This is a genomic window from Aeoliella sp., from assembly GCF_965227375.1.
In the GTDB taxonomy this organism is placed as follows: domain Bacteria; phylum Planctomycetota; class Planctomycetia; order Pirellulales; family Lacipirellulaceae; genus Aeoliella.
On the sequence record NZ_CBDDFX010000001.1, the window covers coordinates 510,121 to 534,534 of the forward strand.

Below are 24,414 nucleotides of genomic sequence, written 5' to 3' on the forward strand. Positions count from 1 at the left end.
AGCCGAGGGTTTCTCGGAATGGCATCCGCGTTCAAACTTCAGAACCCTCGACTTCCGTCGAAGGCTGACCGGGATTGGAAATAGCTGACCGCTACCATGCTTCCAGAGCCGCACACCACTCTCGAAAAGCTCGCTAAACACGAGCGCGGTATTCGTGTCGATTTCTACTGGCTCGGCGATCGGTTTGGCCACACGATCTCGGCGCTGCGCGACGGAGAGGCGACCATCGTGTGGCAAAGCGTCGACGACGATGAGCTTGGCCCGGTGTATCAGGAGCTGCACGTACAATCGACTGACGACGGCCGCACGATTGTCTTTCTAAGCGGCGCGAGCGCTGGCGCGCATTGGTCGGCGAGTGTGGAGTTTGCCACGGCGAAGTGCGAGCTCTTATTTGATGTAGCTGCACGGGTTGCCAAGGAGCCCGTTGAACGAGCAATCGAGTATCACTGCGAGTTTGAAGGTGCTGCCCCTATCGCTTGCGCCCACTTCATGGACGGCAGCGGGGTGTGCATCGATCAAAGTGCGCCGGGCAATCGCATCCCTCCCTCCGAATCGTTCGATAGCCTGCCTGCCACTTTGCGCTACAAGTACGCGACCTACTGGTTGCCGGTTGAGTAGCATGACTGCCGAAGAAAGCCTCGCACGTTACGGATTGGTACCGGCAAAGGCCGACTTGCCCTCCATTCGCACACTGCTGCAGCAGGAAATCGCCTGCGGGCGTGAAGGGCGTCCAAGCGAGGAAGACGTGGCGCTACTATGTTGCGTGCAATTGTTCAGCGCTGGAGAACTGCAGGATGTGCTGTTTGTCTGGAGCGCCAAGCAATCTTGCTTTGATCTGGGCAGTTTGATTGATGTTCAGTTGATGTGTGGAGCCGGTCTGGACGAAACGAAGGAGTATCTGACTGAGCAGGAATCTGAGCCTGCCAGAATAGCGCTCGATTACCTACGAGCGTGCGAAGAAGCAGGAGACTTTGATGGCTTTACGCCAGATAGTCAACTTGCCGCGTACCGTACTTACTTCTTGTAGGGCCCTAAAACAAAAAAGGACACCCAGCTACCGCACTGCGGCAGCGGGTGTCCCCAGAGTTCCCCCGTCTTGTTACTTTAGCGACGCGAACGCGGCAGCAGGGCTGAGCCGATCGCGGCGGCCACCAGCGCGATCGAACTTGGTTCGGGCACGCCTTCTGGCAGCACCACCTCATCGCTGATCACCAGATTGTCGACGAACATCTGCTGAGTCTCGTTGTTCTCGCCTTCGATTTGAACCTGGTTGACCTCGGTCTCGCTGGTGCGACGGAACAGGACATCCTGGGCAATGAGGACGCCGTCGAGCCAGATGTCGTAGCCTTTGGCGCCCAGCGTTTGAGCACCGCCGTACGAGATGGGCGAGTCGCTAAGGTTGGTAATCAGGTCGATGTGATGGACCTCGTCAAGCGAGTACATGCCGGTCAGCACAAGGTCCTCGACTCCGTCGCCATCATTCACGTTGTTGTCGTTGTCGAGGCCCCAACTTCCACGCACGTCGCCGTTCTCGAGTTGAATCTCGTAGATGATTTCGGAACTGGTGCTGATGCTACCACTTCCTTCGCCGAAGCGAAGCTTAAAGCGACCTTCCGGCCCGAGGTCGGGCTCATAGAAGTCGAACGAAGCGGTAAACACTTCGGAGCTGGAACCGGTGAACTCACCATAGACCGACGGGTGGTCGGAAACGGATCCGCCACTGCCGTCCAAATTGTTGTCCTCGTAGTCGAGATACTGGTTGCCCGCGCCGAAGATGGGCACGGTGTCCTCGCGAACCGTGATAGCGCCGCTGTCGATGTCGCTGAAGCCGGTCCACGGACCGGTGATGGGCAGTGGATCGCCGGCCGTGTAAGACTCGAAGTCGTCTTCAAACAGCACGGCGCCGTGGGCCGACACTGACGCCACGGAGGCGACGACAAGAGTGAAAAGTTGACTCAATCGCATTAGAACATCTCCCTGTTGCAAAATTAAGTAAGTAGAAATCAGTGCGAATGGGGCGCGCCCCCCTTAGTTGAGATGGTAATCGTGTTTCGTGGGTGTACCTCCTAAGACAACGTGCTTGCTAATTGGATAAGTCGAAACCCTGACGGATATCGCGGTGGGATTCTTGTCTGCGGCAACCTTGGAGATCTGGCCCGCGGCCATTCCTATGAGCAGGAGGCACTCGGAAACGAGAGCGAGAAGTGGGTTCGCGAACGGCGTTGGATCGCGGCTGGTAAGACTCGTACCGTGTCATTAGCTCAGGCTGCTAGAGGAGTGCGCGCGAATGATCGAACCGCGTGCATGGCTGCGGTCAAATTTGAGAATAAAGCTGATGATTCTGATAGTCAAGAAATATTGCGCTTATATTCTGTATTAAAACTCCAATTTTCTGGGCTAGAAAAAGGCCTTGAATCCCGACTCACCAAGGAACGGCGAATCGCGTACCCCCCATATGGGGTGCCGTCTGGCAGGCCGGCGCGGAAACCTAGAGATGCCGCGTACCCACGGGGCGTCTACCCAGCGGGCAGCTCCAGGAGGTGAGGTGCGGCGAAGAGAAAAATGGCGGCGGCTACTCCGCGAGAACGTCTATCTTTTCCGGCTGCATGAAATCCGAGTCCATCTTGGCGGGCAGTTGGAACAGGTCGCCTTGAGCGTTACAGAAGTAGAGATTGCTGGAGGATATCTTCGTCGGGTCGCCGTCGGCCCACAAAGCATAGAAATCGGGGTGCGCGTTCGAGACGAGTCGGCAATAGGTATGGTTGCCGCCATGCCCGGCGGTAAGCGATTTGACGCGCCGCCAGGTCGCTCCACGATCGTCGCTTTCCCACATCACCATGTCGCCTCCCGCGAAGCCCGGGTAAGGCCCCGGGTCGGTGGGGGCGATCAGCTTCCAGGGTGTCGAACGGATATCGATCGACCCCATGTCGTAGTTGTGATCGCTGGTGGTGATCTCGGAGAACTGCCACTGGCCGTCGTCGAACTGCGCCAGCGTCCAAGTTCGAGGATCGCCATCGGGTCCATGGCTGGGATGATTGCTCGTGAGATAGAGCAACACGGGCTGGTCGTTTTCGTCCAGCACCAAGTCTTTGAGGAACACAAGCCGCTGCTGGCTTTCGTAGTCTTTCACAAGGGCTGGGTTCTGCGAACTGAGCAACGGAACTTTGACGGGAGTACCATCGGCCGCTTGCCAGGACTCGCCGTTGTCGGTCGACTCGATATAGTACAAGTTGGTCCGCCCATTTAATCCCGTTTCATCGGGATGGTAGTTCATCATCGTGGCGATCTTGGTGGAACTCACGCCGGCCACTTGGTAATGCCCACGCTCGATGGTGGCCAAGCGTTGGCGCCGGCTCCAGGTGACGCCATCCTTGCTGGTCATGTAGAGACTAGTTCGAGCGGATCCTTCGCCATAGCGGGTAAAGAAGAATGCGAAATTCCCCGGCGCAGTATTGAAGATCTGCGCATAGGAGAAGTTGTCGACGAATCGTCTCCGCCCATCGTCCTTGTAGTGTGGATAGACCACGCGGAACTTGTCGATACTCCAAGGTTCAACGCTGCGATGAATGTAGCTCGACCTGAGCCGCCCGTGAGATGGTGAAAATATCCAAATGAAGCCCTGTTGGTCGATGGATATGGTGGGGCTGTCGTGCGCGTCGGACGTGTGTTTATCGAGTAGCACGGTTGGCTTTGGAACCATGCCTGTCTCATGGTCGTAGTAGGACACCATGTGCAGCAGGTGAATTTGGTTGTCTTTGGCTGCACCGCCAAAGCAGAAGAACGTCTTGTTGGCTTCGGGGCTGTAGACCGCGAATTCCTGATGCTTTGCCGGGTAGGTACCCAAGCCACCGCTGTATTTGAACTTGGCACCGCCATGAGGTTGGCGGATACAGTACCAAATCCCGCGGTATCCATCGGTCTTTTCGTTCAAGTTCAATGGCCGGACAACAGACATGCCCGACCCTTCGAGATCCTGAATATCCTGGGCATGCGCTCGTGTAACCATCGAAAGCAACAACGTTACTGACAGAAGTGCTGCGCGGCCTACGGATCGTCGGAGAGATGCCATGAACATGAACCCGCGGGAATGAGCCGAATATTACCTCGCGATGAGGCAACAAGAATGCAATCAGCCGGCGGCAGGTGAGAGGTCGGATACCTGCCGAAGTGTCATTGTAGCACGCGATTGCAGATCGCGCACAAACGGAACGCACTGAAAGGGCCTAAGTCGAGAATCCCTCGGTAGCCGGGTCCACTGGCACGTTGAAACGCAGGTGCTTGGGAACCAAATCGGGGCGAAGTGGCTCGACTCGTATCGAGTCGATCGAAAACGACGCGTCTCCCTCCGTGCTATCGTCGCCAACACTGAAGTGGATCACGTGAGCCCCGTGGGTGCTGGGATTGCGGTAGCCAAGCCGCGCGCGAATGAAGGTTTGCTCGTCATCCTGAATGATGGCGTCGTATTGCTTCGATTTGGGATAAAGCACGACCGCCATGCGATAGACAACGCCTGGCTTTAACTCCATCCCAGTGTCAACCAGGTTCTCAGGACCATAGTTGGAGCCGTTCTTGCCATCGAACACGAACCACCGCTTGGGGATGGTCTTGCGTCGCTGCCCCACCATTTCGTGATCTCCGGCCCAGCCAATGAACCAGGAAATATCGCTGGACGAGTTGGAACGAAAGTACTCGTTCCCGTAAAAAGCGATTCGATCGTGGAAACTGCCGCCAAAGTCTTCGTCCTGCCCATCGAAACGCCATATCCACGAGATAACATGGGGACGATTCGGATCCAACGCAGCAGTGGCGCCGTACTCGCGGGCGATGGCACGACTGTAGGAGTAACTGAAGTGCAGCCGCAGATAGGCGTTGCCGGCCGCCGTCAGAGGATCTTCCACCGTAGTTTCGCCGATGGGGTGTCCCGTGGCCACCCAGGGGGTAATCCAGCCCCCGCCCATTCTTGAATTATGGAAGGAGTCGGTCTGCTGCACTCCGCCTGGTAATTCAAACTCCTGATGGGGAAATACCGGCTCTGATTCCGGGTCCAAGTCACCCGCCACCGCCGGAGATCGGTCGTGGAAGTCTTCCCACAGCAACTGAAGCAGGTCCGTAAAGCGACCTTCGTCCGCCGCGAACATATCGATGTCCGCCTGACCGTTGTCGTTATGAATGCGAGCCGAAGCCCCCAACCCCAGGACCTGAGAACGCCCTGCGTTGAACGATGGTAGAATTTCGACCTTACCTTCAAACACCTCCACGTCCACTCCCTTGGGACCACAGTGCACGCCGAAACTCGTCCCGAGATCCACAATCGAAGCATTTGGCGCCAGGACCGTAAAGGCGTTCTTCTCCCCCTCGGCGCGGAGCGCTACGGTGCCAGAATGGACGCGCATGGACGAATCGGACAAAGGCTCAAAACTGGTCGGGCTTTCGATCAAGACAACCGTTTCGTCGCCGAACCTTAACTTCGCAACACCCGATGTGAGCGTCAATTGCTGTCCGGCTCGAAGCGTCCGACCATCCGACGACGCTGATAGGCCATCCCACGTACAATCGAGATCCGAAACGATGCTCGCCACAATGTCAGGGCGGGGCACATCGGAACCAGCCTGCGGCAGCGCCTTCCAGGCGATCGCTCCGAGCAGCAGCACCACCGCTGCGGCCGCCGCGAACTCCTGAAGTCGTCGATAGCGGGGCTTCGACTCAGCACGCGATACTTGGCACTGCGCTGCACGCTCAGTCGAGCTATCCGCGGTTAGCTGCTCGAGACTAGCCCTATCGAGCCCAGGCAGCGACTCCAAGGCGGTGACTCGAGTCGCCGAATCGCGGTCGAGACTGGCGTGAATATCGAGGAACTGTACATAGGCGATCCTCGTTTCGTCGCTATTGGTAAGTAGATCCGCTAGCTGACGCGACTCCTCATCCGACAAGCGGCCGTCGCACAAATCAGAGAACTGCTTGAATAGCTTACGTCGTTGGTGTGCATGCATGGATCTAGCCCCTTTGATCCGGTGCAAGTTTGCGTTCAACGCACTCAAATAACCATCGACGTATGCGTGCGAGTGCTTTGTAGACCGTTACGGACGGTTTTCCCAAAGACTCGGCGAGTGCCTTACTAGTAGTATGACTGGAGTACCGCAATTCCACAAGTTCGCGATCCTGGGGCTTAAGTCCCTTAATACAGTCCTTTAGCACGGCCCGACGGCGGACCAGGGCCTCTTGCTGTTCGTGGCGAGTATCAGCGATCAATTCAACCAATTCCTGTGTCCAGAATACGAGCTTCTCCCGGCCGCGAACCTTGCAGTAGTCGCGAACTTCCAACTGGGCTACGCGAGCCGCCCAGTAGTAGAAGTTGGTGCCCGGCTGAAAGTCTCCAAATTTTCTCCAGAGCACCACGCTAGTCCGCTGGAACACATCCTCCGCATCTGCCCTGTGAGGCAGCAGCGCAAGGATGAATCGGAACAATTCGTCGCGGTGCTCAGCGAAGAGCGCTACGAACTGCTCCGTCTTGTTGTTGCTGTCGCCCGCCGATCCGTTGCTAGTCACCGCTGATCCCCAGGTCACCGCTCATGAGAGTCGCACGTTGAGAAGGTCGAACTTACCTCGATGTGCAAGCACTGCCTACCGAGATTTAAACGGTCAGTACCAACGACTATTGGTATGAAAATCCGCCAATAACCCGCCATTGCGGTAACGCGCGTACGGTTGTCCGTGAAGTCTTAGGTGTTTTTTGCGGAATTATGTAGATTCGCGGTACCAATTTTCACCTCGTATGCCCGTTAGTAGTGCGAGGCAGTTCAGTGTGCGGTAACGACACACCTGGGGGCCTCCATCTGTGGATTGCTCGTTAATTGGCTCGTCAAAAACAAGCGGTTATTCAGTCCTTGCTGTTCGGGGCGCGAAAAGGGATTCAGGCAGCATTCTTTTCCAATGATTCGCTAGCCGGCAGCAGACTCGCTGCGCTAGTTGGGTTTTCACGACAACATGATTTTCTGCAGGAGTGGTTAAAACCATGAACCGAGTCGTACTTTTCATCGGCGCTCTATGCACCTGCATCCTGGCAGGCGAAGTACATGGCATACCAAGCGTTTACGACGGCTTCGACTACGCGAACGATGGATCCCCGCTGAGTGGCCAAGAGGGGGGGTACGGTTGGTCTGGCGCTTGGACCGAGGCCGGGGATGGGGCCGGGGACAACTTTACCCTTACCCAGGCAGAGACCAGCCTCGACCTGCCGATGCTGCCGTTCGATCCAGTGGGAGATAGTGTGATCGCGGCGGGCCCGGGATCGGGCTCCAACAACAACACCATCACTCGTTCGATGGCCGGCGGCTTCGACCTGGGCATCGATCAAACGTTCTACGCAAGCTACCTGATGGTGAAGTCCGGCAGCGAAAGCGGTTCCTCCGACAACATGGAAATGGACATGATGTCCGGAGGAAGTCGAACCCTTCGTCTCGGAAGCACTAGCTCCGACTTATTCTGGCTCGGTACCTCATCCAACCAAATCGGTCCAATTACGTTCGACGACACCTATTTCGTGGTTGTTAAGGTCGAGGCTGTGGAGAGCGGCGATGATGTGGCAAGCATGATCGTCTTCGACTCCACCGAATCGATCCCAGGGACAGATCCCGGTGCGTTTGATGCTACTTACAACTTCAGCAGTAGCGCGACGATCAACGGAGCCCAGCTTTGGATTGGAACCAACGCGTCAGGCATGTACGACGAGTTGCGTTTTGGCTCCACTTGGCAGGACGTGACTTCGGTCAATCCAAACTTCTTGTTAGGTGACTTCGATTTGATGGACGGTATCACACTTACCGACTATCAGACCCTGTCGGACAACATGTACACAGGCACCACCTACGAGCAGGGCGACATGAACTTCAGCGGTCTGGTCGATCTGGCTGACTTCGCACTGTTCCGCGAGGCCTACGTTGCACAAGGTGGGAGCCTAAGCGACCTCGGCATCGTCTCGGTCCCCGAACCCTCCACGGCGATGCTAGTTGGCTTGGCATCCGTTGCAGCGATTCTCTACACCAGACGGCTCCCGCTCAAGTAACTCTTCTTCGATACACACTTCCTTCGCAATACCTGAAGCAACATGAAAGATGATGCAATGATTCGCGCAAAGCTAGCAGGCGTCTTGCTTATCTACGCGTTCGTTTCCGCGCCACACGCCAATGCAATCCTCGTGGCCTACGAAGGCTTCGACTACTCGAACTCTTCGACACTGGTTCACAACCGTGCTGGTGGAACCGGTTGGGCCGGGGGCTGGGCGGACGGCGATATGGATTTCAACGGAAACCTGAGCGCCGATGACACGAGCCTCACTTCTCCGGCATTCCCTTTCACTCCGATTGGAGACAGGATTAGCGCCCCCGGCGTTGGCGAGGCAAACCGCTTGCTGGGTACGACGTTCGACTTCACGGAGGATGGCAACGAGTTCTTTGGCAGCTTACTAATGCGAAAAGTCGCCGACGGCGGAACCAGTGGCGACGCTGTAGAGTTCCGACTGATCAGCAATCTGACCACCACGGCCGCTCTTCGCTTGGGCATTGGTAGTGGCGAGACCGTTTTCTTCGATTCCGGAGCCGAAGCGACCACTGGCAGCGAAACCCTTAATGTAGGTGATACGCAGTTCTTCGTGTTCAAGGCGGTCTCTTCTGCAGACGGCGACGACCAGTTCTTCGCCAACGTTTACACGCCTGGAGACACCGTGCCCACCACGGAGCCTGAGACGTGGGATGTGATGCTCAGCGAAGCGGTCGATCACATCTACAACGGTGTCCGGCTGCACATCAACTCAAGTGTCGCTGGAGCGGAGTACGACGAAATACGCATCGGCGACACCTGGGACGACGTGACATCAAGCACGAGCTTCCTACTCGGCGACTTCAACCTGAGCGGTGACATCGATACCGGCGATCTCGACGCCTTGGTCGAAGGCCTATTCGTTGGAACCTCCTACCAAGAAGGCGATCTTGATCAGAACGGCATCGTCGACCTTCGCGACTACAACGCCTTCCGCGAAATCTACCTCAACGCGGGATTCACGCTCGAAGCCATTCAGGTTCCAGAGCCGGGCGCGCTAGCCTTGCTTGCTCTTGGAGTTGGACTGGCCGGCTTCATCAGGATCCGCAGCGGCCATTGATCGCGAACTAGATAAACAACGAACCTCATACCTCATCAGTCATATTCGTCATCAGGTGAAAATCATCATGAGTTTGTTTAATCGCACCTTCTGCTCCTACGCGACACTGGTGGCTCTCTTCGCTTTGGCCAACCAGTCGTTTGGACAAGTAGAATACGAATTTCAGCCAACCGAGGGTATTGCCGACTGGAACACGGATTCCAACTGGTTGGGTGATGGCACTTTTGTATTCGTTCCCGACATCGATGCCGTCGGGGGAGCCGGCGACACGGCTTACGTCGGCACGGACGCCACTGCCCAAATTTCGTCCCTCGCACCAAGGGTAGGGCAGCTCAACATCGACAGCTCCAGCGTGCTCATCGACCAAAATGGCTCGCTCGATACGGCTATCAGCTTGGGCAGCTCAGGCGCTGTAATCCTGGCTAGACCCGATAGCGTGTTGGAGATGAGAGACTCAGCTACGCTCAACGTCGGCACGGTGTTGTCCAGTGTCGGAGAGTTTCATGTGTACGGCCCAAGCGTCACCGCAACGGCCGCCGCTGGAATTCTCATGAACGGAGGAACGCTGGGCGCTCACATCACTAGCGCTTCGCATAGCACGATCACCACAGCAGGTTCAGCCGACTTGAGTGGCACGCTGCTGGTCGACGTATCTGGTGTCACCCCGACTCAAGGCATGACCTGGGATCTAGTTACCGCAACCGGCGGCATCGAGAAGATGTTCGAACAAGTGGTGGTAGAGAACACTCCAGCTCTTACCAACGGCCTTCAGTACCAGGCGGTGCAGTCGGGCAACACGGCACAGTTGCGAGTAGGAGCGACATTGGTCGCTACCGTCGACCGGCTGAGTGGCGATGTAACCATCAGCAACCCCGTTGGCACGGGATTCGAGATCGCCAGCTACGCCCTCCGCTCCGCAGGCGGAGCGCTCTCCCCTGCCGGTGCCATCAGCTTCAACGACAATGGAGTCTCTGGCACGGGATGGCTCGGTAGCCCAGCCACCAATCAGTTGATTGCCGAGGTCAAGCCGAGTAGCACCTACACCATGGGAATGGGCCAATCGGTCGGACTGGGAGCCGCCTACACTGTCGGCCTTCCGCCGGGCGGCGATGACCTGACCTTGGACTTCACCACCACCGGTGGCGAGGTTTTTTCGGGCATTGTGGAGTACACGGGGCCGGTAAATGACTTCGTACTGTTTGTCGATCCGACCGACGGGTCTGCGGCCCTCGGAAACCTCTCTCCTTTCATCACGGCCCCCGATGTGACTGGCTATGCTGTTCTGTCACCTGGTGACCAGCTAACGACAGGTACGTGGAACACACTTGAGAGCTCAGGCGAAGCGGGCAGCGGTTGGGATGCTTCGCCGGCTCTCATTTCAGCATTGACCGAGACCAACCTCGAAGGGTCGTTCTCGTTTGGTCTTGGAGTAATGGCCGACCTTGGCCAGATATTCACGCCAGCGGGCACCGAGGATCTGCAGTTCCTGTACACCGTGGCAGGGGACCCGACTGCACGGGTAGGAACCGTGATCTACGGCGACATTCCCACTGTCACGCCCATCCTGGCCGGCGACTACAACAACGACAACGTAGTGAATCTGGCCGACTACGTGGTTTGGCGAAACAACCTGGGTGGGTCGGGGCTGCCAAACGACGTGACTCCCGGCAGCGTTACCACCGAAGACTACAACATTTGGAAATCCAACTTCGGCCAGACCCTCAGCGGGGCCGCCAGTGTGGCGACGGTGCAGTCCGTACCGGAGCCCAGCACGGTTGCCCTCGTCGGTTTGTTGTCGCTGATTGGATGCACTTGGCGCCGTCGCAGCTGATCCTAGGCGACCTGCGTGGCGCGATTTCCTCAACAACTGCAAAGGCTTGCAAGAGAATGACGAAGAGCCAAAAACTGAAGCGACCGGCGTTTACCCTTGTCGAGTTGCTCGTGGTGATTGCCATTATCGGGATTCTCGTTGCCCTGTTGTTACCTGCAGTGCAAGCCGCCCGAGCTGCAGCACGCCGCACCGCCTGTGTGAACAACATGAAGCAGATCGGGCTCGCGCTGCACAACCACGAGTCGACGTTCGGCTACTTCCCCGCCGGCTGCACCGACGGTGACGCACCGGGCTACAACGATGCATTGCAGCCGGGCATGTTCGGTTACATCCTGCAGTTCCTCGAAGGCGACAACCTGTTCGACTCGATGGAGTTGGAGGTGCCATGGGCGACGCGGCAGCCGGCACGGTTCGTCGAAGTTCCCGTGTTTGTCTGTCCCGAGTGGTCATTCCCCAAGGTCTATGACAACCAGGACATTCAACATAAAGAGGGGGCAATAACCACTTATCAAGGCAATGGTGGTGTGTGGGGTACCCTGAACACGGCGACGGGGAACTTCGGGTCCGACCGGACCTGGGCGCCGTACGTCCATTATCACAAGGGGGATTCACACGGTCACATTCCCTACAACGGCATGTTCGAGTGGGGCGATGGCCGTAAGATTCGAGAAATAACGGATGGCCTATCGAATACTTATTCGATTCTCGAGTTTGTCCATATCGACCAAGTGGGAGGCACCTATGCCGAACCACCCGGAAATGTTCGACCCTGGATTTTCGGTGCTAATGCTTCACAGTCGGCCTACTGCATGAAGGTACTCGACTGGACCCCCAACTCGGAGGTTGATCGCACAGCCGATGGCGTGAAGTTCATGTACCTTCCCATGGGCAGTTTCCATTCGGGTGGCATCAATGTGCTTATGGGTGATGGCAGCGTTACGTTTGTCGCCGATGACATTGAGCCTATTGTCTATAAGTCGCGGGGAACTATCGATGGAAGTGAGGTCGTAAGTGAGCGATAACGTATGGAGTTCGGCTCTGGCCATTGCCACCGCATTCGCTACTCTTGGCCTGAGTGTTGGTTGCAATGAGTCAGCAACAATCGCCCCCTTCACGGGAACTGTGACCTACAACGGGAAGCCTCTGGAGTTCGGCAGCGTTACGTTTCAGCCAGCAGCTGGCGGGGCGATTGCTCGCGCCCAGATTCAGCCGGATGGCACCTTCGAACTGACGACTGACGGCAGAACCGGCGCACCGATCGGCATGAACAATGTCCGTGTGACCTGCTTTGCAAACCAGAAACCGGGGGCCGCACAAGCCGGCGATGGAGAAGCTTCGCTGGGCAAAGCGCTCATCCCTGAGCGTTACTCACGTTTCAGCAGCAGTGGACTAACAATTGAGGTCAAGGCGGGCGAGAACCCACCCTACGAGATCGAGCTGTCCGACTGACTGTCCCACCTTCCGACTGACACCTCCCGTACAATCGCACGATATTTATGCGCGCTCATTTCCATATCCGCCGTGCCAAGCCCTCGATCGGTGCTTACCTGCCGGTCCTGTGCCTCGCCGCTGTTGCCGTCGGCAACAGCGCGCAGGCGACCGACGCGCTGAACTTCGACGGTGGCAACAGCTCTAGCGTGGTGGATGCGTTTCCCGGCACATTGGGTGGCGGATGGTCGACGCCGTGGACCACTTCGCCCGGCGCTTCCGGAACTCCGCTGGTCACCAACACCAATCCCCTGACGCCCGGCGGCGGCGACTATCTGCATGTGGACCTCACCGGTGGGGATCGCAACGTGGTCCGTCAGTATGGCAACACGCCCGACTTCAACGTCGCTTCCAATCACACCATCTCCTGGGAGTGGAGATTGGACGAGCCGTTCGAGGTGAACAGCCAATTCGACAGGATCAACTTCTTTGCAAACGCTTCACCGGCCACGACCTCCACGACGAGCAGCAATAGCTGGATCATCGGCGTCGCGCCGGTCGGGATGGGGTTCGACACCTGGTACTTCTACGATCGCCAAGTAGATAACAGTTTTGGGCCTCAGAACGCGGTGAATACCGGGATGGCTTTGACCCACGGAGTCACCTATTCCTTTTCGGTGGACTTGAACCCCATCGCAGGCACGTACAGTGCTTCGATTTCCGATGGCGTCCATCAATTCAGTGCCGACGACCTGACCTTCCGAAGCCCGAGCTTCGCCAGCACCTATCTGCATTTCGGTGGAAAGGTCTCCAGTGGCAGCAACGACGCCCTGAGTTACTCGCTCGACTCGGTTGCCATCACCGGCGGATCGAACGATGTAGAAGTACCCGGCGCACCGGGGTTTCGCGGTATTTGGTATTCCAACCAGCCGCTATCCGGAGAGTTCGAAGAGTTCGAGTACAAGTACTCCGGCGGATTTGGCACCTATCCTCAGCAGATGAGACCGCAGGCCTACTACGCCGCGGAGGTCGACAAAACCTTCTTCTCATTCGGCGGTACCGACGAGTTCAACAGCGACTTGTTGCACATGGTCTCTTACTACGACCATCAGACGGGACAAGTCGTGCGGCCCAAGCAAATTCTGGCCAAGGGCACCACCGACGCGCACGACAATCCAACGATCATGCTCGACGATCAGGGCTACGTCTACGTCTTCTCCGCTTCGCATGGAACCGCACGCCCGGCGTACATCAATCGCAGCACCGAGCCCTACTCCATCGATTCGTTCGAGCAAGTACTGGCGCTGCCCAGGACCGACAACTTCTCGTACAGCCAGCCGCACTATGTGGAAGGTCAGGGCTTCCTGTTCCTTCACACCGAGTACACCAGTTCCGGGCGAACATTGAAGTTCAACACCAGCGCCGACGGAATCAACTGGGATCACGACTGGAGCACGCGACCCACGATTGCCCAAATCCAAGGAGGGCAGTACCAGGTAAGCGAAGTGAACGGTCAAACCGTGGGCACGGCGTTCAATCGGCACCCTGGCGGCGTGGTGAACGACCGCACGAACCTGTACTACATGGAAACGTCCGATTTCGGCCAAACCTGGCAAACCATCGACGGTACGAATCTCACGGTGCCGGTAACCACCGTGAACAACGCTGCCCTGGTGCACGACTATGCAGCCGAGGGCAAGCTGGTGTACCTGAAGGACATCGACTACGACCAGGATGGCAACCCCATCCTGCTGTACCAGACTTCCCACGACTGGCATCCAGGCCCGACCGGCGATCCGCGCACTTGGACCATCGCCCACCACGTGAATGGCGAGTGGGAGATCAAGGAAGCATTCACCAGCGACCACAACTACGATTTCGGTTCGCTCTACGTCGAAGAAGATGGCACTTGGAGAATCATCACTCCGTCCGCCGACGGTCCCCAGGCGTGGGGAACCGGCGGCGACATGGTCAATTGGGTCAGTCACGACCAAGGCGATACCTGGATCGCCAACTGGCAACTGACGCACGATAGCGAGTACAACCACACCTTCGCCCGAGCGCCGGTGAACGCCCATCCCGAGTTCTACGCCTTCTGGGCCGATGGCAATCCTCTGGAAGAGTCCGAATCGCGTTTCTACTACACCGATCGCGATGGCACTGGCGTGTGGCAACTTCCTTGGACAATGGAAGAGGACGCCGACTTTGCGACTCCAGAGCTTGCCTATACCCCACTGCTGCTGAGCGCACCAAAAACCATCGGCGACTTCAACGGCGATGGGGTGGTCAATCTGGCGGACTACCCCGTATGGCGCAACAGCCTTGGACAGTCGGGCGCGGACTTGGCGGCCGACGCGAATCTCGACGAGGTCGTCGACTCGCGCGACTACGACATCTGGAAGCGGTATTTTGGCCGCACGATCAATACCAGCACAAACAGCAGTTCGGCGGTGGTCGCCGAGCCACATTCAGCCATTTTGCTAACGGCGGCTGCGCTCGTTTTTGCGGGCTGCATGTTATGCCGTCGACGCGGCTGCTCGAAGAAACTTACTACCTGAACGTCAGGCGTTAGATAGGACGAGGAACGATACTATGTTGATTAACTGGGGCATCACCAGATCATTTTCGAATAGCTACGGCTTCACACGGCCGATGCTGTTGGCACTCTTGTGTGCGTTGGGCTGCTACTACGCCGACTTCGCCACAGGCGATGAGCCTGCGAAGGTCGCAGCGTCCACCAGTGGTCCCAAGACCACCGAAGCAGCGGTCAGCCAACATGGCGACGAGCCCGCCTATCCGGACTTCGTCACGGGTGTGCTTCCCACCACAGATGGGTTCCGCGGCATCTGGTACGCGAATCAGAAGTCGAACGACGAGTACAAGTACAAGTACTCCGGCGGCAAAGCCACCTACCCACACCAGCACCATCCCATCGCCATCTATCGCCCTGAAGTCGACAAGACCTTCTTTGTGTGGGGCGGCCGGTACAAAGATGAGAACACCCTGCTGCACATGATCAGCTACTTCGACCACAAGACCAAACTTGTGGCCAGGCCCCGGGTGCTGCTCGACAAGCATACGTCCGACGCTCACGATAACCCGACCATCAGCATCGATGACGATGGGCATATCTTCATCTTCTCGTCGGCGCACGGCACCGCGCGTCCCTCGTACATCCATCGCTCCGTCCGTCCCTACGACATTTCGGAGTTCGAACACCTGTTGACGACCAACTTCTCCTACACGCAACCTTGGCATGTCCCCGAGCATGGATTCCTGTTCATGCACACGCGATACCTGAAGGGGCAGCGGGTGCTGCACATCATGACCAGTCCGGATGGAAGGCAATGGAGCGATCCGCTCAAGTTGGCGCACATCGAGTCGGGACACTATCAAGTCACCCAGCCGTTTAACAACTCGATTGCTTCGGCCTTCAACTTGCACCCTCGAGGAAAGGGCCTCAACTGGCGGACCAATCTCTATTACATCCAGAGCGACGATGGCGGCAAGACCTGGCACAACGTCCAGGGTGAGAAACTCGAGCTGCCGCTCACCGAGTGGGACAGTTCGGCACTGGTGAAGGACTACCGCGCCGAAGGGCGCTTGTGCTACATGAAGTGCCTCCGCTTCACGCCCGAAGGCCATCCGGTCATCCTGCACTTGACCAGCAACGGTTACAAGTCCGGACCCGAGAACGATCCGCGCACCTTTACCACCGCGCGTTGGACGGGCGAGGAGTGGGACTTCCAGGAAGCCATGCCCGCCGACAACAACTACGACTTTGCCTCCTTGGACATCCAGCCCAACGGCGAGTGGATACTACTCGGCGACACGCAACCGGGGCCGCAGGCGTACAACACGGGCGGTGAGATTGCCTTGTGGAAGTCGACCGACCAGGGACAGAATTGGAAGCTGGTTCGTCAGTTGACGTCCAATTCCAAGTACAATCACCTCTATCCCCGCAAGCCTGTCGACGCGAACGACGACTTCTTCGCTTTCTGGGCCGATGGCCACGCCCGCCAGCCCTCCGAAAGCCGGCTCTACTTCACCGACCGGCAAGGTTCGGCCGTGTGGATGCTTCCTCCCGAGATTCCGGAAGGCAAGGAGATGGTCGAGCCAATCCGCATGCCCGAAAGCGGCACCGCCGATGCGTCTTAGCAGCGATGGCGACGCTACCCGCCCTGCTCAGACGTTTCGAGATCGTCGTCTGCATCGCAGCCTGGGGGAGCGGATCCGTCGTTGGGCAGTCGGAACACACTGGTGATAATCACACCCACGATTACCCCTAGGAGGTTGGTAATCAGCGCTGCCACGATGATGAACATTGCATGCTCGCTCTTGGTACAAGCCAGGACGATGCACACAAAGGTGACCAACAGCAGCAAGTGCGCCAGACGAAAGCGGAAGGGCCGCGTCGGTTCGTCGCTCGACACGGGAGGAGCGTAGGGACTGACCTCGCGAGTAGGAGGTGCCGAGCCATCCACCGCGCCACCACAGTTCCAGCAGACCTCGAAGGCCGAAGGAACTGCTTCGCTGCAATGCTGGCACTGCGTACTACTAATGGCACTGCTTCTCGAGTAACTTCCCAGCGCTGTTACTTTTCAGCGGTGGCCCAGTCGCGTCGTTGGCGGCTGCTCGGAATGTTCATCGCCTTGCGATACTTCGTCACCGTGCGTCGGGCGACGGTGATCCCTGCATCGGCCAGGGCGCTAACCAGGGCATCGTCGCTTAGCGGCTTGCTCTTGTCTTCGTTGTCCACGATTTCCTGCAGCTTCAACCGCACGCGATCCCAGGCCACTTCTTCACCATCGGCGCTGGTAGTGCCGCCGACGAAGAAACGCTTCAGCGGGAAGATGCCACGGGGTGTTTGAATCCACTTGTCGTCCACCGCGCGGCTGACCGTGGTGACGTGCACGCCCACCTTGTCGGCGATCTGCTGCATCTTCAGTGGCTCGATGAACTCGGGCCCTTCGTCGAGGAAGCGTGTTTGGTGGTCGACGATCGCCTGAGAGACGCGCGAGATGGTGCTGCGCCGCTGTTCGATGGCGTCGATCAACCACTGGGCCGCGTTGATCTTCTTCTTGATGTACTCTCGGGTCTCCGTGTCCTTTTGCTGCGCCGCTTGTTGCAGTAGCTTGCGATGATAAGGACTGATGGAGAGCGAGGGGATCTGGGTGTCTTCCAGTCGAACGGTGTACTTGCCGTCCTCGCCCCGTTCGACGAACACATCGGGCGTGACGCTGGGCACGCTGACGTCGCCGTAATCGGCGCCCGGCTTGGGCTTCAGCTTGCGAAGCTCGGCCCACAATTCGTTGATCAACTCAATCGAGAAGCCGGTCTTCTTCGAGATCAGCGGCAGCCGGTTGTTCTCGAGGTCTTCCAGATGGTTCTCGATCAGGGTCCGCAACTGCTCGTGATGCGGCATCGAGTCGGTGAGTTGCAGCAACAAGCACTCACGCAAGCTTCGCGCGCCCACACCGGGCGGGTCGAGCGACTGCACAACGCTCAGCGCCTGCTCGGCGATGGCCAACTGCTCTTCGCGATACTGCTGAGCGTTTCCGTTCAGGTCGCTGGCGGCCGGCGGGATGATTTCTTCCAGCGGTGTCTTCAAGTAGCCATTGCTATCGAGGCTGTAGACAACCCGCTCGGCCATCTGGCGGACCGCGGGCTCGATCTCGAACCAACTGAGCTGGTGATGCAGGTAGTCGGCAAGCGATTCCGGGCGGGCCGAGATATTGGCCATCGCATCGTGCTGCCGGTCGCCCTCCGATTCAATCTGATCGCGGGACGGTCGACTTCGCTCCTCGTAGTCGTCCGGCAGATTGTCCGCCATGTTCAACAGGCGTTCGAAGTCGTCCTCGTTGTTGTGCTCCTCGTCGACAACCAGTTCCTTTTCCGACTCGGTGGGAGCGTTCGGATTCTCTTCGTCCCGTTCTTCCCGCGAGTCGCTGTCGTTATCCGAGTCGCTTTCGCTCGACACTTCCGTCTGCTCGAGCGTAGGGTTGTCCTCCATCTCCTGCTCAATGCGTTCCTGCAAAGCCATAATCGGCAACTGCAAGATCTCCATCGACTGGATCATCCGCGGTGCGAGCACCTGCTTCTGAGCCAGTTGCATTTGTTGGCCGAGCGAAAGACGCATGAAACTAAACTGCCGACTTGTGAATGTAGGAATTGAAGCTTGGGGACCAAACCACTGGTGGGCGTCAGCGACGCACCACCATGGCATCTAGCATACCGCTGGTTGCCGCTAACGGTCAAACCAAACCTGCAACGTGCAGGTATGTTAATCTTAGCCTACCTTCCGCGCCGAAAGGTAGCGGGACATCCAAGTGTACGCTGTGTTCTTCGTACAGCGCGCGGCGGCAAAATGCCGCGCGGGGGGATTGGGCAGAAGAGGCCCCCAGTCGGTGGTTCCGGTTCTCCTATTCTAACGAGTTTCCGCACTATGTGGCGAGGGGGCCGGGAAAATTGTTGCCCCATGCGCAACCCGCATTTCCGGAACCCGCATTGCAACGAAGGGAACGAGTACCACGAACGAGGGAACACCGCTCAATACGGAAAGTACCGTTTGAGGCTGAGGAACCGCTTTTCCAGCAATTGCCAACTCAGCCAACCGATACACCAGGCAACCGTCGTTGCTAGCAGGTAGTAAACAGCTTGCCCCACCCAAGGGGAACTGAGTTGCTGAAACGTAACCAGTGGCGCGTCTCCTTCGCTGTAGGGGCCAATGACGAACTCAAGCATTCCCGAACGCACCACCGTGTGCGTCAGGTAGATCGCAAAACTGTACTTTCCGAACGATCGCAAGAAACGCGACTGCAGGACTCGTCGCACGGTAGGCAGTGCAACGGTGGCGACCAGCAAGGTTATCAGACTGCCAAACCCATTGGCCAACAGGGCCACGCAGGGCCGTCGAGTTCGGTGATGCGAGTTGGCTCACCTTTGGAATTCGTGCTCGTCGCCGGCAGGGCGGTCACGGCGCGGTGGGCGCGTCGTCCTCGCCGCCCAGCAGGTCGCCCAGTCCAGACAGGTTCAACCCGCCGGTGATTTCGCCCATCGCCTGCTGGTGCAACTCCTGAGCTTTCGCCTTGGCCGAGTTAAACGCGGTGGGCAGCAGATCTTCAAGCATCTCGCGTTCGCCCTTGGCCACCAGGTCCTCGTCCAACCGCACCGCCATCACTTCGCCGAGGCCGTTGACCTCGACCTCCACCAGTCCGCCACCCGCAGAGCCCGTGACGCGCTTGCCTTTGAGCTGCTCGTTCAACGCCTGCATCTTGGAGTTCATCTCCTGCGCCTGCTTCATGATGTTGCCGAGATTGGCAAGCTGTCCAAGTCCTTTGAGCATGGCTGACTCCGTGATTGGTTTGGTTGAGAATTGGCCCGAGTTATTCTAGCACACCATCCTGCGATGGCCTCCGTGGCCGTCGATTTTCACTGCGCACGACGGCGACTTGTGTGCTAGGAGCCCCTGGACATCTATTGCTTTTTGCCGCTGCGGGGCGGGGTGACTTTGAGCTTGCTGATGTCCGTATTGAATAGCTCCATCGCGCGGACCACGAAAGGTCGCTCGGCAACTTCACTTTGCAGTTGTCGTTGCGACACTGGGCGGACAGGCTTGGCTTGCGGTGTTTCGACCTTGATCGACTGATCGATCTCGAACTTCAGCGACACCACTGCGCCGAGTTGCTCGGCCAGCGAGCGTTCGAGCCTTTGCTGATTGGCCGGCTGCTGGCACATGTCGAGCGAAAATTGATCGCCGGGCGCGAAGCAAACGAGCACTTTGTCGCCGTCTTCGAGCTTCACTTCGTGCGCCTGCTCGACCTGCGAGGCGAGCAAGCCTTCGAGGTTCGCCGCGACGCTCTCCCACGCGGCCTTCACCGCTTCGCTGGTGAGCGTCACGGGAGCGCGCGGGGCAGTGGGCGCGGGAGGATCGACGCGATGCGCCGCCGCGTTGCCGTTGGTCGCCGCAGGCGCGGGGGGAGGAGTCGCTGGCGTTGGAGCTACCGGGGGAGTTGGCGTTGGCGGTGCGGGTGCAGGCGTTGGCGGTGCGGTCGACTGCGGTGGGGTTACTGGGGGCGGGCTAACGTTTTTTTTTACGCCAGTCGCGCCGGCCGACGCAGGTTCCGTGGCACGCAACTCGGCCACCGCGGCGGCCAGGTTGTCGAGGTCGTCCAGGTGTGCGAGCCGCACCACGGCCATTTCGGCCAACGTTCGCGTGTGCAAACTGCCCCGCATTCGCGAGACCGTTTGATCGAGCACCTGAATCATCGCCAGCACCGTATGGATACCGAGCTTCGAGCCCAACTCGCGGGTTTGCTCGTACTGGCTTGGCAGCACGTACCGCAACTGCGACGTGTCGCAGCCCACGACCATCGCCATGACGTCGCGAAAGTAGCCCAGCAGTTGATCGACGAGCTGCCCGACGTCGGCGCCGCCCACGATCGCCGAATCGAGATTGGCAATCGCCGCAGCCGCGTCGCGGTGGATGATCGACTCGACCAACTGCGCGATCCGCTCGCCTGGTGCGGTGCCAAGCAGCGTGTAGACCTCCTGAGCGGTGATCTTGCTGCCCGCCACGGCCAGCAGCTGTTCGAGCAGCGACTGGCTGTCGCGCATCGAACCGGCTGCGCGAATCGAAAGCACCGCCAGCGCCTCGTCGTCGATCTCGACGCCCTCTTTTTCAGCAATCTGCGACAGCCGCGAAGCGATCGATGAGGCTTCGATGCCCGCGAAGTCGAATCGTTGGCACCGCGACAGGATGGTGATCGGGATCTTGTCGGGCTCGGTCGTGGCGAAGATGAACTTCACGTGCTCGGGCGGCTCTTCCAACGTTTTCAACAGCGCGTTGAACGCGCTCTTGGAGAGCATGTGCACTTCGTCGACGATGTAGATCTTGTACCGGCAGCGACTCGCTCGCACATTAGCGTTCTGCCGCAGGTCGCGGATGTTGTCGACGCCCGTGTTGCTGGCGGCGTCGATTTCCATGGTGTCGACGTCGTCGCCCGAAGTGATCGCCTGGCAGATTTCGCACTTGTTGCAAGGCTCGGTCGTAGGACCGTTCACGCAGTTGAGCGCCTTGGCCAGCACGCGGGCGGCCGAAGTCTTGCCGACGCCGCGCGCGCCGGTGAACAAGTAAGCGTGGCCCACGCGGCCGCTGGAGATGGCTTGCTTGAGCGCTTTGGCGACGTGCTCCTGACCGATTAGCTCGTCGAATGTCTGCGGGCGATACCGCCGCGCGACCACCTGGTAGCCGACAGCCTGGCCCGCTTCCAGCCCGGGGGATTGTGCTTCGACTGGCGTATCGGGGTCGGCCATGACGTGCCCTGCGAGGCCACTGAAAGACAGTTTTGGATGAATGAAAGGCTCGCACCGCGAGGGGCAAACGACGGCGCCACGAGCTAGTGCGTTGTCAAACGCCTTGGCGAGACATCGCAGGCGACGACGAGCGAGAGACCCCCACACAAAGGAGCACAAGCTTATGGCTGCTGTGTTTCCACCCTGACCAGGTTCGCAAGGCCCCAGTCGCAGGGGCCTCTCGCTTGGCGCCGCCACCTACAAGTATGACGAGTCGGCCTTTTGCGTCAATCGCCCGGCTGGAACTGCTTGCGCAGCTCGGCAGTGGCGTGGAAGTCGGACAGGGCTTTTTCGACTTTCGCCTTTTCGTTCGACAGTTCGGAAAGCTCCGCCGCGAGCGTCGATGCGGCCTGCTCCGCAGCGCCAGCCACGGTGGCCAGCTCTTTACGTTTGGCCTCCAGATCGGCCATCTGGCGGCGGAGGGCTTCGAGTTCGGCGGCCACTTCGTCGACCTTGGCTTTCTCGGCCGCGTACTGCTCTTCGAGCTTGCCGAGTTCGCCAGTTTTGGCTTCCACGGTGCTCTGCTGCTCGGCGAACGAAGCTTCGAGCTTCACCTGCGCGGCCGCATAGGCTTCGATCTCGGCAGCAATTGAGGCAATCTGCTGCTCGGCCGCCGACTTGGCGTTTCGTTGGTTATCGAGTTCCTTCTGCAGACGATCGCGCTCAGCGGCCAGCGCATCGATCTTGGGCAGCTTCTTCTCTTCCTGCTCCAGCTTCTTTAGAGTCTCGCGATGCTCCTTGAGTTGTCCCGCGAGCGCGTCGAGCGTGGTCTTGGCCGCTTTGCGCGACTCGGCCAGCTTCGGTTTCTTGGCGGCGGTCTCTTCGCGCTTGGCGAGGATGCCTTCGAGGGCCGACTCCTGCTCGGCGATCTTGCCTTCGATCTCGGCGGCCGCCTTGGCGTCGGCCTCTTCACCTTCCTGATTACCCACGGCAGCCAGTTGTTGTTTGAGCTCTTCCAACTTTCCTTCCGCAGCATGCTGCTCGTCGACAACCAGATCGATCGCCTTATTCAGTTCGTCGATCTCTTTCTTCCGCAGATCGAATTGCGCTTGCTGCTCGGCGCGGGTCTTTTCCAGCTTCGCCAGTGCCTCGGTAGCCGCTTGCTTGGCGGCTTTGTGTTTCTCGACCACTTCGGTGGCGCCCGAAAGCGTCATGGTCGCCGCGGACAGTGCTTGCTCGGCTGGTTCGATCTTTGGCACAACCTCGGCCAATGCGTTGTTAGCCGCGTCGAGTCGCATGGCGAGCGTCGGCGGGTTGGCGTCCAGGCGGCCGGCTTCTTCGCCCGATTCGAGGTTCACCACGCGCACCGCGCCGGTCCAGTCGGCGTACACGGCCTTCGTCTCGTCGTGCGTGGCGGCCACGGCCAGCGTGATGTCATCGCCGCGGCCCAGGTTCTTCAGTTCCTTGCCGTCGGTGTTGTACAGTCGGGCGACACGATCGCGGCCCACGGTCACTACGCGTCCGTCTTTGGTAAACGCCACGTCCAACACGCCGGGCCCGGCTCGCCACTGCTTCGCTTGGTTGCCGCGCGGCTGCCAGGTGCGTATGTCGCCATCGTCGCTGGCGGTGACCAGCAGCTTCGAGTCGCCACGCCAGGAGACCGAAGTGATGGCCGCCTTGTGACCGTTGAGCGCCGCGACCGGGCGGCCGGTGGGAGCTTCCCACAGGTGGATGCCGCCGGAGCGATCGGCCGTGACGAGCAGCTTGCCATCGGGGCTGAACTCCAGGGCGGTAACCCAGTCGGTGTGTTTGGTGATGCTGTAAGCGACCGAACCATCGGCCGTGCGATGGACCTGCACTCGCTTGCGCGGGCCGCCCATGGCCACCATCGAGTGATCGGCCAGGATGTCGGCCGCCAGGATGGTGTCGAGTTCGTCGCCCACCTCGGTAATTCGCTCGCCGGTCTTGATGTCCCATAGATGCACCACGCCGAGCGACGCACCACGGCCGCCGGCCACCATCAGCAGGTCGCCGTTGCGACTGAAGCGCACCACTTCGGGCTGTCCCACGACGAACGGAGCGATTGCCAACAATTCGCGCGTCTCCGCGTGGTACAGCAGCACTTGCCGCTGCCCGGTGAGCGCCACGAGCGGCGCCCAAGGACTGGCCGCAATGTCGGCGACCGCGCCGGTCGTTTCGGTGCGGAGCACGGGTTCGCGGAAGAAGCCGCCGGGCATGGCGGGTTCGCCGCTGGGGCGGTTGTCGGCCGAAGGAACAAACGCCTCGACGGCCGGCTTGCTCGACTTCAATGCTTTCGAGCCGGAGTTCTCCAGCAGACCGCCATCGATCCACGCTTTCACCAGGTTGAGTTGCTCTTCGGGCAGCTTGTCCGAGCCCGGCGGCATGATCGGCGTTTCGATGTGAGCCATCAACTGATACAGCCGCGAGTCGCCCGCCGCGCCGGGCTCGACCACTTTGCCGCTGGCACCGCCGGTCATGGTGTCGCCGTACGATTCGAGCGACAGGTCGCCACTCTTGCCGCCCGAGTCATGACAAGCGAGGCAGTGCTCGCGAAAGATCGGCGCAACGTGATCGACGAACGTCACCTTCGCCGGCACTTCAGCGCGTGCGCTCGAAGCGGACACCAGCATCACCAGCAAGGCAATCGCGGAGTTCGGAATTCGGTTCTTCGTCAAGGATTCGATTC

At 59.0% G+C, this 24,414-nt stretch carries 19 protein-coding genes and 1 other RNA gene; 9 read left to right on the top strand and 11 right to left on the bottom strand.

The window, feature by feature from the left end; translation table 11 throughout:
* The first annotated feature begins 96 nt into the window (after positions 1–96).
* Together ACQK2L_RS02135 and ACQK2L_RS02140 are read left to right on the top strand one after the other, a co-directional pair.
* Positions 97–618: a hypothetical protein gene (locus ACQK2L_RS02135; RefSeq protein WP_425395283.1), complete on the top strand. Its 522-nt coding sequence runs from the start codon at positions 97–99 to the stop codon at positions 616–618.
* A gap of 1 nt (position 619) precedes the next feature.
* Positions 620–1,027 carry a hypothetical protein gene (locus tag ACQK2L_RS02140; RefSeq protein WP_425395284.1) on the top strand — a complete coding sequence of 136 codons (408 nt, stop codon included), beginning with the start codon at positions 620–622 and terminating at the stop codon, positions 1,025–1,027.
* A gap of 77 nt (positions 1,028–1,104) precedes the next feature.
* On the opposite strand, the gene ACQK2L_RS02145 is transcribed toward ACQK2L_RS02140, so the two are convergent.
* The 4 genes from ACQK2L_RS02145 to ACQK2L_RS02160 all read right to left on the bottom strand — a co-directional run bounded on the left by ACQK2L_RS02145 (position 1,105) and on the right by ACQK2L_RS02160 (position 6,546).
* Positions 1,105–1,965 (bottom strand): PEP-CTERM sorting domain-containing protein, encoded by an 861-nt coding sequence (locus tag ACQK2L_RS02145; RefSeq protein ID WP_425395285.1) that lies wholly within the window; start codon positions 1,963–1,965, stop codon positions 1,105–1,107.
* Between the two features lie 607 nt (positions 1,966–2,572).
* Positions 2,573–3,955, bottom strand: coding sequence for a BNR-4 repeat-containing protein (locus ACQK2L_RS02150; RefSeq protein ID WP_425395286.1), 1,383 nt, complete (start codon positions 3,953–3,955; stop codon positions 2,573–2,575).
* A gap of 268 nt (positions 3,956–4,223) precedes the next feature.
* On the bottom strand, positions 4,224–5,990 hold the full coding sequence (locus ACQK2L_RS02155) for a FecR family protein (protein WP_425395287.1): 1,767 nt from the start codon (positions 5,988–5,990) through the stop codon (positions 4,224–4,226).
* Between the two features lie 4 nt (positions 5,991–5,994).
* Complete coding sequence (locus ACQK2L_RS02160) at positions 5,995–6,546, bottom strand: sigma-70 family RNA polymerase sigma factor (RefSeq protein WP_425395288.1); 552 nt, start codon at positions 6,544–6,546, stop codon at positions 5,995–5,997.
* 466 nt (positions 6,547–7,012) lie between these two features.
* Here ACQK2L_RS02160 and ACQK2L_RS02165 point away from each other — a divergent pair, with 466 nt between their 5' ends.
* The 7 genes from ACQK2L_RS02165 (at position 7,013) to ACQK2L_RS02195 (ending at position 16,571) form a co-directional block, all read left to right on the top strand.
* A complete protein-coding gene (locus ACQK2L_RS02165; protein ID WP_425395289.1) occupies positions 7,013–8,062 on the top strand; it encodes a PEP-CTERM sorting domain-containing protein in 1,050 nt (349 codons plus the stop codon).
* 57 nt (positions 8,063–8,119) lie between these two features.
* A complete protein-coding gene (locus ACQK2L_RS02170; protein ID WP_425395290.1) occupies positions 8,120–9,154 on the top strand; it encodes a PEP-CTERM sorting domain-containing protein in 1,035 nt (344 codons plus the stop codon).
* Positions 9,155–9,221: 67 nt separating this feature from the next.
* The gene (locus tag ACQK2L_RS02175) at positions 9,222–10,985 is read left to right on the top strand and encodes a PEP-CTERM sorting domain-containing protein (RefSeq protein WP_425395291.1); all 1,764 of its coding nucleotides are present in this window, start codon (positions 9,222–9,224) and stop codon (positions 10,983–10,985) included.
* Between the two features lie 56 nt (positions 10,986–11,041).
* Positions 11,042–12,007 carry a DUF1559 domain-containing protein gene (locus ACQK2L_RS02180; protein ID WP_425395292.1) on the top strand — a complete coding sequence of 322 codons (966 nt, stop codon included), beginning with the start codon at positions 11,042–11,044 and terminating at the stop codon, positions 12,005–12,007.
* Complete coding sequence (locus tag ACQK2L_RS02185) at positions 11,997–12,434, top strand: hypothetical protein (RefSeq protein WP_425395293.1); 438 nt, start codon at positions 11,997–11,999, stop codon at positions 12,432–12,434. Before ACQK2L_RS02180 ends, ACQK2L_RS02185 begins: the two co-directional genes overlap by 11 nt.
* A 47-nt stretch (positions 12,435–12,481) precedes the next feature.
* Complete coding sequence (locus ACQK2L_RS02190; RefSeq protein ID WP_425395294.1) at positions 12,482–14,971, top strand: BNR-4 repeat-containing protein; 2,490 nt, start codon at positions 12,482–12,484, stop codon at positions 14,969–14,971.
* A gap of 34 nt (positions 14,972–15,005) precedes the next feature.
* On the top strand, positions 15,006–16,571 hold the full coding sequence (locus ACQK2L_RS02195; protein WP_425395295.1) for a BNR-4 repeat-containing protein: 1,566 nt from the start codon (positions 15,006–15,008) through the stop codon (positions 16,569–16,571).
* Between the two features lie 14 nt (positions 16,572–16,585).
* On the opposite strand, the gene ACQK2L_RS02200 is transcribed toward ACQK2L_RS02195, so the two are convergent.
* The 7 genes from ACQK2L_RS02200 to ACQK2L_RS02230 form a co-directional block, all read right to left on the bottom strand.
* Complete coding sequence (locus tag ACQK2L_RS02200; RefSeq protein ID WP_425395296.1) at positions 16,586–16,846, bottom strand: hypothetical protein; 261 nt, start codon at positions 16,844–16,846, stop codon at positions 16,586–16,588.
* 161 nt (positions 16,847–17,007) lie between these two features.
* Positions 17,008–18,552, bottom strand: a complete 1,545-nt coding sequence (rpoN, locus tag ACQK2L_RS02205) for an RNA polymerase factor sigma-54 (RefSeq protein WP_425395297.1) — start codon at positions 18,550–18,552, stop codon at positions 17,008–17,010.
* A 410-nt stretch (positions 18,553–18,962) separates the two neighbouring features.
* Positions 18,963–19,247: a hypothetical protein gene (locus tag ACQK2L_RS02210; RefSeq protein WP_425395298.1), complete on the bottom strand. Its 285-nt coding sequence runs from the start codon at positions 19,245–19,247 to the stop codon at positions 18,963–18,965.
* 139 nt (positions 19,248–19,386) lie between these two features.
* The gene (locus tag ACQK2L_RS02215; RefSeq protein WP_425395299.1) at positions 19,387–19,758 is read right to left on the bottom strand and encodes a YbaB/EbfC family nucleoid-associated protein; all 372 of its coding nucleotides are present in this window, start codon (positions 19,756–19,758) and stop codon (positions 19,387–19,389) included.
* 131 nt (positions 19,759–19,889) lie between these two features.
* Positions 19,890–21,728, bottom strand: coding sequence for a DNA polymerase III subunit gamma/tau (gene dnaX, locus ACQK2L_RS02220; RefSeq protein WP_425395300.1), 1,839 nt, complete (start codon positions 21,726–21,728; stop codon positions 19,890–19,892).
* Positions 21,729–21,853: 125 nt separating this feature from the next.
* Positions 21,854–21,952, bottom strand: an RNA gene (gene ffs, locus ACQK2L_RS02225) — signal recognition particle sRNA small type.
* A 42-nt stretch (positions 21,953–21,994) separates the two neighbouring features.
* Entirely contained in the window at positions 21,995–24,403 is a 2,409-nt protein-coding gene (locus tag ACQK2L_RS02230) for a c-type cytochrome domain-containing protein (protein ID WP_425395301.1), read from the bottom strand.
* Positions 24,404–24,414 lie beyond the last annotated feature (11 nt).

What these genes read in the sequence shown, in the direction of transcription:
- ACQK2L_RS02135 (WP_425395283.1), top strand. Translation starts at nt 97, where the DNA reads ATGCTTCCAGAGCCGCACACCACTCTCGAAAAGCTCGCTAAACACGAG.
- ACQK2L_RS02140 (WP_425395284.1), top strand. Translation starts at nt 620, where the DNA reads ATGACTGCCGAAGAAAGCCTCGCACGTTACGGATTGGTACCGGCAAAG.
- ACQK2L_RS02145 (WP_425395285.1), bottom strand. Translation starts at nt 1,965, where the DNA reads ATGCGATTGAGTCAACTTTTCACTCTTGTCGTCGCCTCCGTGGCGTCA.
- ACQK2L_RS02150 (WP_425395286.1), bottom strand. Translation starts at nt 3,955, where the DNA reads ATGTCTGTTGTCCGGCCATTGAACTTGAACGAAAAGACCGATGGATAC.
- ACQK2L_RS02155 (WP_425395287.1), bottom strand. Translation starts at nt 5,990, where the DNA reads ATGCATGCACACCAACGACGTAAGCTATTCAAGCAGTTCTCTGATTTG.
- ACQK2L_RS02165 (WP_425395289.1), top strand. Translation starts at nt 7,013, where the DNA reads ATGAACCGAGTCGTACTTTTCATCGGCGCTCTATGCACCTGCATCCTG.
- ACQK2L_RS02170 (WP_425395290.1), top strand. Translation starts at nt 8,120, where the DNA reads ATGATTCGCGCAAAGCTAGCAGGCGTCTTGCTTATCTACGCGTTCGTT.
- ACQK2L_RS02175 (WP_425395291.1), top strand. Translation starts at nt 9,222, where the DNA reads ATGAGTTTGTTTAATCGCACCTTCTGCTCCTACGCGACACTGGTGGCT.
- ACQK2L_RS02180 (WP_425395292.1), top strand. Translation starts at nt 11,042, where the DNA reads ATGACGAAGAGCCAAAAACTGAAGCGACCGGCGTTTACCCTTGTCGAG.
- ACQK2L_RS02190 (WP_425395294.1), top strand. Translation starts at nt 12,482, where the DNA reads ATGCGCGCTCATTTCCATATCCGCCGTGCCAAGCCCTCGATCGGTGCT.
- ACQK2L_RS02195 (WP_425395295.1), top strand. Translation starts at nt 15,006, where the DNA reads ATGTTGATTAACTGGGGCATCACCAGATCATTTTCGAATAGCTACGGC.
- rpoN (WP_425395297.1), bottom strand. Translation starts at nt 18,552, where the DNA reads ATGCGTCTTTCGCTCGGCCAACAAATGCAACTGGCTCAGAAGCAGGTG.
- ACQK2L_RS02215 (WP_425395299.1), bottom strand. Translation starts at nt 19,758, where the DNA reads ATGCTCAAAGGACTTGGACAGCTTGCCAATCTCGGCAACATCATGAAG.
- dnaX (WP_425395300.1), bottom strand. Translation starts at nt 21,728, where the DNA reads ATGGCCGACCCCGATACGCCAGTCGAAGCACAATCCCCCGGGCTGGAA.